We start from the raw sequence: 13,767 nt of genomic DNA, 5'->3' as shown, positions 1-13,767 counted from the left end.
CCTTGACCCGGTGCCGGGTATCCCTGGGGGAAGGCGCCACGCGCAGGACAGGACCCAGGGGAGGGCCCGGTGACGACGCAGAAACCGGCCGCCGGCGAGCCGATGACCTCACCGCTGGCCCCCGTCAAGAGGCGACGCGCGGGCGCGGTGCTCGCGAACTGGATGTCCACGACCGACCACAAGGTCATCGGCTACCTCTACCTCATGACGTCCTTCGGGTTCTTCCTGGTGGCCGGTGTGATGGCGATGCTCATCCGGGCCGAGCTGTTCGAGCCGGGGCTGCAGGTCGTCACGGCCCAGCAGTACAACCAGCTCTTCACCAACCACGGCGTGATCATGCTGCTGCTGTTCGCCACGCCGTTGTTCGCCGGGTTCGCCAACGTCATCATGCCGCTGCAGATCGGCGCGCCGGACGTGGCGTTCCCGCGGCTGAACGCGGTGGCGTACTGGCTGTTCCTGTTCGGCGGGCTGATCACGCTCTGGAGCTTCGTGGTGCCCCTCGGGGCGGCGGACTTCGGCTGGTTCGCCTACACGCCCCTGTCGTCGATCACCTTCTCGCCCAGCATGGGCGGAGACTTCTGGATCATGGGGCTGGTGATGTCCGGGCTCGGCACGATCCTCGGGTCGGTCAACTTCATCACCACGATCATCTGCATGCGGGCGCCCGGCATGACGATGTTCCGCATGCCGATCTTCACCTGGAACGTCCTGCTGACCAGCATGCTCGTGCTCATGGCGTTCCCGGTGCTGGCCGCGGCCCTGCTGGCGCTGGAGATCGACCGGAAGTTCGGCACGCACGTCTACGACGCGGCCAACGGCGGGCCGATCCTGTGGCAGCACCTGTTCTGGTTCTTCGGCCATCCCGAGGTGTACATCATCGCGCTGCCGTTCTTCGGGATCATCACCGAGGTCATCCCCGTCTTCTCCCGCAAGCCGCTGTTCGGCTACGTCGGCCTGGTGGGGGCGACGATCGCGATCGCCGGCCTGTCGATGACGGTGTGGGCGCACCACATGTTCCCGACCGGGCAGGTGCTGCTGCCGTTCTTCTCGTTCATGACGTTCCTCATCGCGGTGCCGACCGGGGTGAAGTTCTTCAACTGGATCGGCACCATGTGGCGCGGCCATCTGAGCTTCGCCGCGCCGATGATGTTCGCCATCGGCTTCCTCGTGACGTTCCTGCTCGGCGGGCTGACCGGGGTCATCCTGGCCTCGCCGCCGCTGGACTTCCACATCAGCGACACCTACTTCGTGGTCGCGCACTTCCACTACGTGGTCTTCGGCACCGTGGTCTTCGCGATGTTCGCGGGCTTCTACTTCTGGTGGCCCAAGATGACCGGCCGCATGCTCGACGACCGGCTCGGCCAGGTCCACTTCTGGATGCTGTTCGTCGGCTTCCACACGACGTTCCTCGTGCAGCACTGGCTCGGGGTCGTCGGGTTCCCGCGCCGCTACGCCGACTACAGCGCCGCCGACGGCTTCACCGCGCTGAACCAGCTCTCCTCGCTCGGCGCGTTCCTGCTGGGACTGTCCACGCTCCCGTTCATCTACAACGTCTGGAAGACCGCCCGGCGCGCCCCGCGCGTCACGGTGGACGACCCGTGGGGCTTCGGCAACTCGCTCGAATGGGCGACCTCGTGCCCGCCGCCACGGCACAACTTCACCTTCATGCCGCCCATCCGCTCCGAACGGCCCGCCTTCGACCTGCACTACCCGCGCGAGCCCCTGGACAAGGCCGCCTGACCCGGCGCGGGAGCCGCGATAAAGCGGATTAAGGGGTTTAAGGGGGGCCTGAGGTGCCATATGCACGGGGTGGGCCGACACGCCGGAAGGGGCACCTCGTGATGATGGACGGAAAGCGGCAGCAGCGGACGGGCAGGCCGCCGCACGTCGTGGTGGTGGGCGGGGGCTTCGGAGGGCTGAGCGCCGTCCGCGAGCTCGCCCGCGCCGGAGCCAGGGTCACGATCGTCGACCACAACGCCTACACCACCTTCCAGCCGCTGCTGTACCAGGTGGCGACGGCCGCCATGGCCGCCGGCGACGTGACCTACCCGCTGCGCGCCTTCGCCGCGAAGTACCCCACCGTGCGCGTGCACCCCGCCGGCCTCGGCAAGCTGCTCCTCGACCAGCGGCAGGTCGAGCTGACCGACGGCGCCGTCCTCGACTACGACTACCTGGTCCTCGGCACCGGGGTCAGCACGAACTGGCTGTCCATCGAGGGCGCCGAGAAGAACGCGCTGCCCCTGTACTCCGTGCGCGACGCGAAGGCGCTGCGCGATCGGCTCCAGACCTGCCTGGAGGAGACCGCCCTGGGCAGGCGGCCCACCACCCACGTGGTGGTCGTCGGCGGCGGCGCCACGGGCGTCGAGATCGCGGGCTCCATGGCCGAGCTGCGCATGCGGACGATCCCGCTGACCTACCCCGAGATCGAGCCCGAGCAGACCAGCATCACCCTGGTCGAGCGGTTCGACTACGTGCTCGCGCCGTACAAGCCGCACCTGCGCGAGGCCGCCGCGCGGGACCTGCGCGAACGTGAGGTGCGGCTGCGCCTCGGCGCCACCGTCGCCTCGGTCGAGCCGGACGCCGTCGTGCTGTCCGACGGCACCCGCCTGCACAGCGACGTCACCGTCTGGGCGCTCGGCGTGACCGCGCCCAAGGAGGTCGCCGACTGCGGCCTGCCCCAGGGCAAGGGCGGCCGGATCGTCGTCACCGAACGGCTGAACCTGAGCGAGCACCCCGAGGTCTTCGTCGTCGGCGATCTCGCGCTGCCGCCGGAGCCGCTGCCGCAGCTCGCCCAGCCCGCCATCCAGATGGGCAAGCACGCCGGCCGGCAGATCGTCGCCGCGGCGACGGGGCGTCCGACCGTGCCGTTCCACTACCGGGATCCCGGGATCATGGCGATCGTCGGCCGTTGCGCGGCCGTCGTGCAGCTCCCCAACGGCTTCACCTTCCGGGGACTGCCCGCCTGGCTGGCCTGGATCTTCCTGCACGTCGCCTACCTGCTCGGCGGCCGCAACCGGACCAGCGTCCTGGTCAACTTCTTCTGGCGTTACTTCGGGCCGCGCAGGAGCCGCGCGTCGGTCGCGGAGTAGCTCCGTCCCGGCGGCGCGCGGCCCGCACCTGAGCCGGTCAGGCGGCGGGCGGGAGGCGCAGTTCGGCGAGGACGCCGCGGTGGTCCGTTCCCGGGACGTCGAGGATCTCCGTGCGGCCCACCGCCGCGCGCCGGTCCACCAGGACGTGGTCGATCGCGATGAACGGCGGGACGGCACGCCCGTTCGGCCAGGTCGGCACCAGCCCCTCGCCGGTCTCCTCGGCCGCGTCCAGGTAGCCCCGGGCGAGCAGGTCGCGGAAGGCGCGGTGGTCGAGGCTCGCGTTGAAGTCGCCGGCCAGCACGCGCGTCACCCGCGGCGAGGGCGGCGGCAGCGCGGCCAGGGACGCGTTCCACTCCTCGGCGCGGCGGCCCAGCGGCGGGTGGGGGTGGACGGCGACCACCTGCGCGGTCGTCCCGCCCGGCAGGGTGATCGTCGCCGCGGGCATGTTGTGCCCGATGGCGGTGAACAGGCCGGTCAGCTCGGTCAGCGGGTGCTTGCCGTACAGGCCGCTGCCGGTCGAGTCGCGGTCGGCCTGGAGCACCTGGTACGGCATGAGCGTGCCCAGACCGGCGGCGTCGAGCGCGGCCGCCTCCCGGTAGGTGAGCTCCAGGGCGCTGAACACGTCCGGGTCGTAGGTCCGGACGAGCCGTACCACCGCGTCGGCGTCGGCCCGGCCGAACAGGTTGATCGACAGAACCCGCAGCACCGGCCCCGGGGCCACGACGGCGGGCGCCGCCGGCGGGATCGCCCGCGGGGCCACCGTCACCGCCAGCGTCGTGCAGGACACGGCCGTGACGACCGCCGCCGGCCGGTTCCGGAAGAGGAACAGCACCGTCAGCAGCGCCGTCACCACCACCGCGTACGGCGTCAGCGTCATGAGCTGGATGTCGAACGAGCCCTGCTCCGCCCCGGCCAGCCGCTCCAGCGTCCACACGGCGAAGCACACGGCGGCGGTCCACGAGGGCCAGCGCCTCCTGCGGGGAGCCGCCCCGGGCTGGTCACCCGCCTGCTGCCGGCGGCCGGACGCGATGCTCACCCTCGATGCCCGCCTTCACCCGTGGTGACGTATCCGGGGCAGACCCTAGACGCTCACGGCCGACCTGGCCACCCCCGCCGGAGCCGCCCGCGCCGGACCCCGCTGACCTGCGGAAACTCCGGAGCGTTGCTGATAGAGCTCTCAGCCGGGCGGCGAAGCCGGGCCGCGCCCCCACGGGTTAGGGTGCTGACATGCCTACCGCACTGATCACCGGCGCGACCGCCGGCATCGGCGCCGCCTTCGCCCGGCGGCTGGCCGCCGACGGCTTCGGCCTCGTCCTCGTGGCCCGTGACGAGCAGCGGCTCGGTGAGTCCGCCGACCGGCTCAAACTCAGGTACGGCGTGAGCGTCGAGGTGCTCCCCGCCGACCTCGCCACCGACGAGGGGCTGGCCCGGGTGGAGTCGCGCCTGCGCGAGAACGACGGCCGCCAGGTCGACCTGCTGGTCAACAACGCCGGCTTCGGCCACCCCGGGGCGTTCCTGGACGTGCCGGTCGAGGACGAGCTGCGCATGCTCAAGGTCCACTGCGAGGCCGTGCTGCGGCTGACCCTGACCGTCCTGCCCGGCATGCGGCGGCGCGGCCGGGGCGGTGTGATCAACGTGGCGTCCGTCGCCGCGTTCTTCACCCGCGGCACCTACAGCGCCTCCAAGGCGTGGGTGGTGAACTTCAGCGAGTCCACCGCGGTCGAGATCCACGAGCCGAGGGTGCGGGTCATGGCGCTGTGCCCCGGGTTCGTGCGCACCGAGTTCCACGAGCGGGCCTCGATGGACATGTCCGGTGTCCCGCGGTTCCTGTGGCTGGACGCCGACGAGGTGGCGCGCGTGGCCATGCGGGATCTCGCGCTGGGCAGGCGGGTGTCGGTGCCCGACGCCCGGTACAAGGCGATCGTGGCCGTCGGCAAGTTCGTGCCGCGCGGGCTGGCGGGCGCCGTGTCGGCCCGCCTGGGCCGCCGCTGACCCTGACATACCGTCCCGGGAAGCAGCGGCTCGGGAAAAGGACGGGCCCCCGCCGCGGGAGGGGGTCGCGGTGGGGGCCCGGTCGGTCACGAGCGCGGCTCGTGGCCGACGCCTCGGGAGGTCACCGGCCGAGTGCGCCGGCCGGGACCTGACTCATGTCGTCACAGGCCGCGGTTCTGCTCGTGGCCGATCGCCAGACCGCTGGTCGGGTCGAAGAAGTGCAGGTTGTGCGTGTCCAGGACCAGGTCGATGTTCTGACCGGGACGGACGTGGCTGCGGGCGTTGACGCGCGCGGTCCACAGCGACTTGTCGCCCACCAGCGGCAGCGCGGCCTCCTCGTCCTCGCCCTGGTCGGCGGCGGCGACGGTGTCCTTGTGCTCGACCGGCGGGGCGTCGATGAGGAACAGCACGTTGATCTCGGAGCCGAGCTCCTCGGTGACCTCGGCCTTGACGGGCAGCGTGGCCCAGCCGTTGGCGTGGTTGCCGGCCGCGCTCGCGTCCTCGAAGTCGGAGGGCCGGATGCCGAGGATGATCTTCTTGCCGACGAACTTGTCGAGGCCCGGCTTGTCGGTGAACGTCGAGTCGGGGATCGGCAGCTTGATGTCGGCGAACGACACGGCCGCGCCGCCGTCGCCGCGCACCAGCTCGGCGGTGACGAAGTTCATCGACGGCGAGCCCATGAAGCCGGCGACGAAGAGGTTGACCGGCTTGTCGAACAGGTTCTGCGGGGTGTCCACCTGCTGGAGCAGGCCGTCGCGCAGGACGCAGACGCGGTCGCCCAGGGTCATGGCCTCGACCTGGTCGTGCGTGACGTACACGGTGGTGACGCCGAGGCGCTCGTGCAGCGTGTTGAGCGAGGCGCGCATGGAGACGCGGAGCTTGGCGTCCAGGTTGGACAGCGGCTCGTCCATGAGGAACGCCTGCGGCTCGCGGACGATGGCGCGGCCCATGGCGACACGCTGGCGCTGACCACCGGACAGGGCGGCAGGCTTGCGCTTGAGGTAGGTCTCCAGGCCGAGCATCTTGGCGGCCTCGTTGACCCGCTTCTGGATCTCCGGCTTGGGCATCTTGCGGAGCTTGAGGCCGAAGGCGAGGTTCTCCTCGACCGTCATGTGCGGGTAGAGGGCGTAGTTCTGGAAGACCATCGCGATGTCGCGGTCCTTCGGCGGCAGGTGGTTGACCACCTTGTCGCCGATGGCGATCTCGCCGCCGCTGATGTCCTCCAGACCGGCGATCATCCGCAGCGCGGTCGACTTGCCACAGCCGGACGGGCCTACCAGCACCATGAACTCGCCATCCTTGATCTCAAGGTTGAGCCCGTTCACGGCCTTCACGCCACCGGCGTAGACCTTGTCGACATTGGTCAGAACGATGGATGCCATGCCATTCCTTCGCGGTCCAGGGCGGTGGCCCGGATGTTGTGCGAGTGTCCACTCACATGGATACGTTTTCAAGCATCTCACCCGAAACGGACAGGGGTGTCAAGGGTTGCCGTGTGAACGGCCTCTCCGGGAGGGGCGGGGTTCCGGTCCGCTGGAAACCATGATGGAATCGTTTCCATGGAGGCGAAGCGGGCGACCATCAAGGACGTCGCCGAGGCGGCGGGCGTGGGCGTGGCCACGGTGTCCCGGGTGCTGTCCGGGGGGTCGGCCAGTCCCGCCACCCGGGAGCGGGTGCTGGCCGTCGCGGCCCAGCTCGACTACCGGCCGAGCGCGCTCGGCCGCAACCTGCGCCAGCGCCGTACGGGCGGCATCGGCCTGCTCGTCCCCGACCTGACCGACACCTTCTTCGGCCAGCTCGCCGAGGGCGTGCTCGCCTGCGCCAGGTCCGCGGGCGAGCCCGTGGTGCTCGGCTCCACCGGCGACGACCCCGAGCAGGAGGCCGAGCTGGTGGGCATGCTGCTGGAGCAGAGCGTGGACCGGGTGATCGCCGTGCCGTCGGGCGGCGCCGACACCTGGGGGCCCGCGGCCCGGGCCGGCATGACGGTCGTGTTCGCCGACCGGCTGCCCGCCGAGCGGCCCGGCGACGCCCCGTCCGGCCCCATGCCGGGCTCCATGTCCGGTTCCGCGTCCGGCTCCACGGCCGACCTCATGCTGCTCGACGGCGTCCCGCCGCCCCCGCCGTCCCCGCCGGTCCTGCCCACCGGCGTGCCCGCCGTCCTGGCCGACGACCGGGCCGGCATCCGCACGGCGGTGCGCTACCTGCGCGGCCTCGGCCACCGGCGCATCGCCTTCCTCGGCGGCCCCGGACACGACCGGCGGGTGGCCGCGTTCCGTGAGGCGATCGGCCCGGCGGTGGACGAGGACCTCGTCGTGTTCGCCACGGGCAGCCGCGACTCGGCGTACGCCGCCGCCTCGGGTCTGTTCCAGAGCCGTCCCGACCTGACGGCCGTGCTGGCGGGCGGCAACGTGCTGGGGGAGGCCGCCGTGCTGGCCGCCCGCGAGCTGGACCTGCGGGTGCCGCGCGACGTGTCGCTGGTCATGTACGACGACGTGCCATGGGCGGAGCTGTGCTCGCCCCCGCTCACGGTGATCGCCCAGCCGGGGCGCGACATCGGCTACCGGGCCTGCGAGCTGGTGCTGCGCGCCTCGGGCCGCCGCCCGCGCACGGTCGTCCTGCCCACGGAGCTCATCGTCCGGGGGAGTTGCGGTCCTCTCCGCTGAGGCCCCGGCCCCCTGGGTTCCGGGCGGTCCAGGAGAGATGTCACGGTGGAGTTCGCGATTCTGGGCTCCCTGCGCGGGCGCGGCGCGGAAACAGCAGGTCCGGCACGTCACGGGTGGTCACCTCGCCGTCGACGGAGCGCCCCAGGAGGCGGGATGTCGTCAGGGTCGCGCAGGGGGCGGTGTCAGCCCGGGTCCTGCGGAAGCTTCACACAGCCGCTCCACGGTCCGTGTCATACCTGAGAGCTACGCCGCAAGTGGGCTCTCCAGGGTGAGGACGGCCACGAAGGGTGATCCCTAGCGTCGGTACCGGAACGATCTCCGGCCTGGAAGGACCGACAGCCATGGCACCCCCGCCCCAGGGACTCCACCCGCCCGCGTCCCGGCGCAGCGACCCAGGCGCCCGCCGGCGCGGGGGGCGCCTGCGCCGCGCCCTGCTGGCCGGGCTCGTCGCCGGGGCGGTGGCCGTCCCCGTGGCCGGCGCGGCCCGCCCGGGAGCCGTCCCGGCGCCGGCCCCCGCCACCGCGCAGCAGCCGCGCTCCGCGACGCCCGCCGCCCTCGACGCGCGTTACGCCGCGACCCGCGAGGACGTCCTGGCCGCCGGGCGGGTGGCCGAGCGCGCCGGTCATCACCGGCGGGCCGGCAGCCTGCGCGCGATGGCCGCCCCGGACCGGCGGTTCCTGTCCTTCGACGGGCGCGACGGCGGTCGGACGGTGGAGGTCTTCGGTGACCTGGCCCGGGCGACGCGGGTCGCCGTGCTGGTGCCCGGCTCCGACACCGATCTGGACACGTACGCGCGGCTGCTGGCCGGTGCGACGCGGCTGCGGGCGGCGCTCGGCGACAGGACGGTGGTGCTGGCCTGGCTGGGCTACCGGACGCCGGCCACGCTGAGCGCCGAGGTGCTGACCGCGGGCCGCGCCGCCGAGGGCGCGCGCGCCCTGCGCGGGTTCGTGCGCACGCTGCGCCGCCTGAGGCCGGACGCCGGGATCGCCCTGCTGTGCCACTCGTACGGGTCGGTGGTGTGCGGGCGGGCCGCGCCGGGCCTGGAGGTGACGGACATCGTCCTGTTCGGCAGCGCCGGCGTGGGCGCCGACTCGGTCGCGGCCCTGCGCACCCGCGCCACCGTCTGGGCCGGGCGCGCGAGCGGCGACTGGGTGGCCGCGGTGCCGCACACGCGGATCGTCCTGCCGTTCGCCACGCTGGGCTTCGGCACCGACCCGGTCGCGCCGGAGTTCGGCGCGCGGCCCTTCGCGGCGGGCGACGGCGGGCACAGCGACTACCTCAAGGAGGGCACGATCTCCCTCGTCAACCTCGCGGCGATCGCGTCGGGCCGGGCTCCGGCGGAGGCGGGCGGACATGCGTGACACGGGTGTCCTCGACCTGGTGCGGCGCATCGAGCGCCTGGTGGGGCGCATCGAGGCGGGCACGCCGGAGGGGCGCGACCGGGCGCTCGACGGGCTGCGCGCGCTGGCGATCGCCGGGGTGGTGCTCGGACACTGGCTCGTCACCGCCCTCGTCCTGGACAGCGGCGCGCTGCGCGGCGCGAGCCCGCTGTCGTACCAGCCCGCGCTGACCCCCGTCTCCTGGGCCCTGCAGACGCTGGCGGTGTTCTTCTGGGTGGGCGGCAGGAGCGCGGCGGGCGGGTACGCCGCCGCGCGGGCCGGGGGAGCGGGCTACGGATCGTGGGTGCGCGGCCGGCTGGCGCGGCTGTGCCGCCCGGTCGCGCCCGTGCTGGCGGTGTGGAGCGTCGCGGCGGTGGCGATGCTCGCGCTGGGCGCCGGGCAGCAGACCGTGTACGCCCTGTTCAGGCTGGTGCTCTCGCCGCTGTGGTTCCTGCTGGTCTACGCCGCGCTGACGGCCGCCACCCCGCTCGCCGCCCGGCTGCACCCCGGGTGGCCGCTGGCCGTCGTCGCGCTGGCCGATCTCGTCCGGTACGGGCTCGACGGCCCCGCCTGGATCGGCTGGATCAACGTGCCGGCGGGCTGGCTGGTGCCGTACTGCCTGGGCGCGGCCCGCGTCTGGGACGGCCCGCGCGCCCGCGCGGCCGGGTGGGCGCTGCTGGCCGGGGGCGGGGCGCTCACGGCCGGGCTCGTGCTGTGGGCGGGGTATCCGGCCTCGATGGTCGGCGTGCCCGGCGCTCCCGTCTCCAACCTGTCCCCGCCCACGCTGGCCGCCGTCGCCTTCGGCCTGGCGCAGTGCGGGGCCGCCCGGTTGCTGTACGACCCACTGGGACGGGTGCTGCGGCGGCCCGCGGTCTGGGCCGTCGTGGCGCTGATGAACCTGTCGGCGATGACGCTGTTCCTCTGGCACCAGACCGCAATGATGGCGGTGACGGCCCTCGGCCTGCTCGCCGGACCGCCCCTGCCCGGCCTGCACACGGTCCCCGCGGACGCGGGCTGGCTGCCGGCCAGGCTGGCCTGGCTGCCCGTCTTCGCGCTGGCGCTGCTGGTCTGCCTGGCGGCCTTCCACGCGTACGAGCGGGGCCCTTCGCGGGCGGCCCGCCGCGGGAGCTCCTTCGCACGCGCCGCAACGGGAGTCGGTGATGAGTCCGTGGACGGCGGGACCGGTCTCGCCGGTCGGTCCGTGTGCGCCGGAACGGGAGTCGGTGGTCGGTCCGGGCGTGCCGGGACCGGCCTCGGTCGCGGGGAGGGGGCCCGGAATGTCTAGGGTAGGCGGGGAGATCGGGAGGGCGGCATGGGTGTGAGCCGGGTGGCGGATCTGGCGCGCGCCCTGCGGGCGGATCTCCTGACGACCGCCGCCGACCCGCTGCCGCGCAGGGCGGGGTCGCGGCTGCTGGCGCGACTGCCGCACGTGCTGGTGGTGGTGTACGCGCTCCTGCTCGCCCTCACCGGCCGGGCGTACCCCGCATACCCGGTCTTCGCAGCGCTGGCCTGGGTCCACGCGGCGGTGCTCGTCGTGGCGATGTTCCGCCCGCTGATGGCGTGGTGGGCGTCCATATGCCTCATGATCATCGGTTCGTCGCCCACCTACCCCCACACCAGCTTGCCGCCCGACCCGACGCCGATGGCCGAGATGCCGGATTCGCCGATATACCTTGACGACGCCGTGGTTCGGCTCGCCTGGTCCTGGACCGGCACCGGGATCGCTCTGGAAGCCGGGCTGCTGTTCCTCGTCGCGCTCAGAGTGCGTCCCCGTGTGGCGGCCGAGACGCTGACGATCACCGTTCTGGTGACGGCGGTCTACGTGGTGTCCTGGAACCTGCAGCCGAGCTCCGGCGACGCCGTGAACGCCATGCCGGTCTTTCTGGCCGCGACCTTGGCGGGCGCCGTGCTGCGCGGCCGTCGCGTGGCCCGTGCCCGCCTGGCCGAGCAGCAGGAGCTGACCGCCGACGAGCGCGCGCGCCGCACCGTGCTGGAGACCCGCCACCGGATCGCCCGCGAGCTGCACGACGTGGTCGCCCACCACATGTCGGTGATCTCCATCCAGGCGCAGGTGGCGCCCCACCTGGTCGAGGACCCGCCCCCGGAGCTGACGGAGAACCTGGCGGGCATCCGCGAGAACGCCGTCGAGGCGCTGACCGAGCTGCGCCGGATCCTCGGGGTGCTGCGCTCGGAGGACGCCGAGGCCGACGGCCTGCGCCACAGCCCGCAGCCCACTCTCGACCGGCTGGAGGAGCTGATCGGCAACGTACGCGGGACCGGGCTGGCCGTCACCGTCGAGACCGCCGGCGACCCCCGGCCGCTGTCGCCCGGCGTGGAGCTGTCGGCGTTCCGCATCATCCAGGAGGCGCTCAGCAACGTGCTGCGGCACGCGCCCGGGGCGCAGGTGCGGGTGGGGATCGGCTACCTGCCCGCCGCGCTGGCGATCCGGGTCGCCAACACCGCGCCCGAACGCCCCGCTCCGCCCGCGCACGGGCCCGGCCACGGGCTGCTGGGCATGCGCGAGCGCACGGCCATGCTGGGCGGCGAGCTGGTCGCGGGACCGGCGCCCGGCGGCGGCTTCGAGGTGACCGCCATCCTCCCCGCCGCCCCCGGGACGGGAAGAGCCCAGGACGGCGACCGGCGCGGCCCCCGGGACGGGGAGCCGATCCCGATGGCGACCGACCCCGCATCTCTGTCTGCCCCGCAGCCCGATCCCCGCGAGGACACCACCCCATGACGACCCCCATCCGCGTAGTGATCGCCGACGACCAGATGATGGTGCGCCAGGGTTTCACGGTGCTGCTCGGCGCCGAGCCCGGCATCGAGGTCGTCGGCCAGGCCGTGAACGGTCTCGAGGCCGTCGCCGTCACGGAGGAGCTGGACCCGGACGTCGTCCTCATGGACATCCGGATGCCCGAGCTCGGCGGCATCGAGGCGACCCGCCGCATCACCCGGCTGGCCGGCGTCGGCGCCAAGGTCCTCGTCCTGACCACGTTCGACCTCGACGAGTACGTGTACGAGGCACTGCGCGCGGGCGCGTCCGGGTTCATGCTGAAGGACGCCTCGGCGGCCGAGCTGGCGCACGCGGTGCGCGTGGTGGCGGCGGGTGACGCCCTGCTGGCGCCGAACATCACCAAACGGCTCATCGCGGAGTTCTCCCGCATCGCCGAGGCGCCCCGCGTCCCGCTCAGGGAACGGGTGGGCGACCTGACGGAGCGCGAGACCGAGGTCCTGGCCCTGATCGCCCAGGGGCTGTCGAACGCGGAGATCGCCGTACGCCTGGTGGTGGCCGAGCAGACCGTGAAGACCCACGTGGGCCGGATCCTGGTCAAGCTGGGCCTGCGCGACCGCACCCAGGCGGCGGTCTTCGCCTACGAGGTCGGCCTCGTCCGCCCGTCCGGCTACTGAGCCCGTCCGGGGGCTAAGCCTCGTCCGGGGACATGCCGAACAGGGTGGCGTGGCGGTCGACCATCATGTCGCGCCCCTTGAGCTGGGAGACCATCTCCGGCGTCGCGAGGCCGTCGCCGAAGAAGCCCGAGCCGCCCTCCGGCCCGAGCGGGACCGCGATGAGCGGCCCGAACCGCGCGTACTCCAGCGACTCGCCCTCGCCGGTGATCAGCGCGCGGATGTTGCCGGCCACCACCTCCGCCTGGCGACCGGCGGCCGCGGCCACGTCGCGGTCGGCGTTCGCGATGTCGCCGAGGGCGAAGACGCGCGTCTCGCCCTCCACTCGCATCCGCGCATCGACCCGGACGTAACCGCGCTCGTCGCGCACCCCCGCAAGCGACCCGCCGTCGAGGTACTCGGTGTGCAGCTTGACGCCGAACGTGCGGTACCAGATGTCGGCGGCGATCTCGTCGCCGTCCGTCGTCGTCACGCGGATGGCCTCGCGCGTGGCGGGCGGCGTGCTGGGCAGCTCGCGCAGCTTGACGCCGAGCCGCAGCTCGACGCCCAGCTCGGCGAGCTGGCGGCGCAGCTCGTCACGCAACTCCTGGACGAACGGGCCGGACAGGACGTCGTCGGCGACGTCGGTGATGACGACGTGCTTGTCCGGGGCGAACGCCTTGATCTCACCGGCCAGCTCCAGCCCGGTCGGCCCCGCGCCCACGATGAGCACCCGCGCGGCGCGCGCCAGCTCCTCGTGTGCCGCCCGGTGACGGGCCTTGGCGGTGGCAAGGTCGGACTCGTCGTTCTTGGCCGGGAAGGGGTAGGAGGAGCCGGTGGCGAGGACGAGGTAGTCGGGTTCGAGGACGCCGCCGGACTCCAGCTCGACCCGCCGCCCGTGGACCCGTACCGCGCGGTCCTGGACGAACCGGCCGTGAACGAGCAGGCGGTCGTACGGCAGGTAGATGCGGTCCACCAGGTCGGGCTGCACCAGCGAGCGCAGGGCGGCGATGTTGTGCACGAAGCCCTCGGTGGGGTCGACGAGGGTGACGTCGGCGACGTCGTCGAGCGTCTTGGCGACGCTGACGCCTCCGTACCCGCCGCCGAGGACGACGACGGACGGTCGGCCGGTGGACGCGGTGTCGGTCATGGCGAATCCCGCCTTTACAGATCGGTGTGGTGTGGCTGAGCGAAAGCAGAGTCGCTACTAATTTCGTAGTGACAAGTTACACGCTAGCGCCTAGTGAACGCGATGGGGAG

Annotated in this window: 11 protein-coding genes; 8 read left to right on the top strand and 3 right to left on the bottom strand. The window is 72.9% G+C overall.

The window, feature by feature from the left end; all coding sequences use genetic code 11:
* Positions 1 to 102 precede the first annotated feature (102 nt).
* A complete protein-coding gene (gene ctaD, locus HTZ77_RS33215) occupies positions 103 to 1,740 on the top strand; it encodes an aa3-type cytochrome oxidase subunit I (protein ID WP_175593758.1) in 1,638 nt (545 codons plus the stop codon).
* A gap of 101 nt (positions 1,741 to 1,841) precedes the next feature.
* Positions 1,842 to 3,089 carry an NAD(P)/FAD-dependent oxidoreductase gene (locus HTZ77_RS33210; RefSeq protein WP_235995574.1) on the top strand — a complete coding sequence of 416 codons (1,248 nt, stop codon included), beginning with the start codon at positions 1,842 to 1,844 and terminating at the stop codon, positions 3,087 to 3,089.
* Positions 3,090 to 3,126: 37 nt separating this feature from the next.
* Here the strand turns inward: HTZ77_RS33210 and HTZ77_RS33205 are convergent, their stop codons facing one another.
* Positions 3,127 to 4,125, bottom strand: a complete 999-nt coding sequence (locus tag HTZ77_RS33205) for an endonuclease/exonuclease/phosphatase family protein (RefSeq protein WP_175593675.1) — start codon at positions 4,123 to 4,125, stop codon at positions 3,127 to 3,129.
* A gap of 191 nt (positions 4,126 to 4,316) precedes the next feature.
* On the opposite strand from HTZ77_RS33205, the gene HTZ77_RS33200 reads away from it, so the two are divergent.
* Positions 4,317 to 5,081, top strand: a complete 765-nt coding sequence (locus HTZ77_RS33200; RefSeq protein WP_175593674.1) for an SDR family NAD(P)-dependent oxidoreductase — start codon at positions 4,317 to 4,319, stop codon at positions 5,079 to 5,081.
* Positions 5,082 to 5,242: 161 nt separating this feature from the next.
* Here the strand turns inward: HTZ77_RS33200 and HTZ77_RS33195 are convergent, their stop codons facing one another.
* A complete protein-coding gene (locus HTZ77_RS33195) occupies positions 5,243 to 6,463 on the bottom strand; it encodes an ABC transporter ATP-binding protein (RefSeq protein ID WP_175593673.1) in 1,221 nt (406 codons plus the stop codon).
* Between the two features lie 177 nt (positions 6,464 to 6,640).
* On the opposite strand from HTZ77_RS33195, the gene HTZ77_RS33190 reads away from it, so the two are divergent.
* From HTZ77_RS33190 to HTZ77_RS33170, 5 genes are all read left to right on the top strand, one after another.
* Positions 6,641 to 7,744: a LacI family DNA-binding transcriptional regulator gene (locus tag HTZ77_RS33190; protein WP_175593672.1), complete on the top strand. Its 1,104-nt coding sequence runs from the start codon at positions 6,641 to 6,643 to the stop codon at positions 7,742 to 7,744.
* Positions 7,745 to 8,085: 341 nt separating this feature from the next.
* Positions 8,086 to 9,105, top strand: a complete 1,020-nt coding sequence (locus HTZ77_RS33185) for an alpha/beta hydrolase (RefSeq protein WP_175593671.1) — start codon at positions 8,086 to 8,088, stop codon at positions 9,103 to 9,105.
* Entirely contained in the window at positions 9,098 to 10,408 is a 1,311-nt protein-coding gene (locus HTZ77_RS33180) for an acyltransferase family protein (protein WP_175593670.1), read from the top strand. The genes HTZ77_RS33185 and HTZ77_RS33180 overlap by 8 nt, the downstream gene beginning before the upstream one ends.
* Positions 10,409 to 10,435: 27 nt before the next feature.
* Positions 10,436 to 11,860 (top strand): sensor histidine kinase, encoded by a 1,425-nt coding sequence (locus HTZ77_RS33175; RefSeq protein ID WP_175593669.1) that lies wholly within the window; start codon positions 10,436 to 10,438, stop codon positions 11,858 to 11,860.
* Entirely contained in the window at positions 11,857 to 12,531 is a 675-nt protein-coding gene (locus tag HTZ77_RS33170; protein WP_175593668.1) for a response regulator, read from the top strand. Before HTZ77_RS33175 ends, HTZ77_RS33170 begins: the two co-directional genes overlap by 4 nt.
* A gap of 13 nt (positions 12,532 to 12,544) precedes the next feature.
* On the opposite strand, the gene HTZ77_RS33165 is transcribed toward HTZ77_RS33170, so the two are convergent.
* Positions 12,545 to 13,657, bottom strand: coding sequence for an NAD(P)/FAD-dependent oxidoreductase (locus HTZ77_RS33165; protein ID WP_175593667.1), 1,113 nt, complete (start codon positions 13,655 to 13,657; stop codon positions 12,545 to 12,547).
* Between the last annotated feature and the right edge of the window lie 110 nt (positions 13,658 to 13,767).

Origin of the sequence: Nonomuraea montanisoli (assembly GCF_013363975.1) — a bacterium.
Taxonomy (GTDB): domain Bacteria; phylum Actinomycetota; class Actinomycetes; order Streptosporangiales; family Streptosporangiaceae; genus Nonomuraea; species Nonomuraea montanisoli.
This window is presented reverse-complemented; position numbering and strand designations above follow the sequence as displayed.

What these genes read in the sequence shown, in the direction of transcription:
- HTZ77_RS33180 (WP_175593670.1), top strand. Translation starts at nt 9,098, where the DNA reads ATGCGTGACACGGGTGTCCTCGACCTGGTGCGGCGCATCGAGCGCCTG.
- HTZ77_RS33200 (WP_175593674.1), top strand. Translation starts at nt 4,317, where the DNA reads ATGCCTACCGCACTGATCACCGGCGCGACCGCCGGCATCGGCGCCGCC.
- HTZ77_RS33175 (WP_175593669.1), top strand. Translation starts at nt 10,436, where the DNA reads ATGGGTGTGAGCCGGGTGGCGGATCTGGCGCGCGCCCTGCGGGCGGAT.
- HTZ77_RS33170 (WP_175593668.1), top strand. Translation starts at nt 11,857, where the DNA reads ATGACGACCCCCATCCGCGTAGTGATCGCCGACGACCAGATGATGGTG.
- HTZ77_RS33210 (WP_235995574.1), top strand. Translation starts at nt 1,842, where the DNA reads ATGATGGACGGAAAGCGGCAGCAGCGGACGGGCAGGCCGCCGCACGTC.
- ctaD (WP_175593758.1), top strand. Translation starts at nt 103, where the DNA reads ATGACCTCACCGCTGGCCCCCGTCAAGAGGCGACGCGCGGGCGCGGTG.
- HTZ77_RS33185 (WP_175593671.1), top strand. Translation starts at nt 8,086, where the DNA reads ATGGCACCCCCGCCCCAGGGACTCCACCCGCCCGCGTCCCGGCGCAGC.
- HTZ77_RS33165 (WP_175593667.1), bottom strand. Translation starts at nt 13,657, where the DNA reads ATGACCGACACCGCGTCCACCGGCCGACCGTCCGTCGTCGTCCTCGGC.
- HTZ77_RS33195 (WP_175593673.1), bottom strand. Translation starts at nt 6,463, where the DNA reads ATGGCATCCATCGTTCTGACCAATGTCGACAAGGTCTACGCCGGTGGC.
- HTZ77_RS33190 (WP_175593672.1), top strand. Translation starts at nt 6,641, where the DNA reads ATGGAGGCGAAGCGGGCGACCATCAAGGACGTCGCCGAGGCGGCGGGC.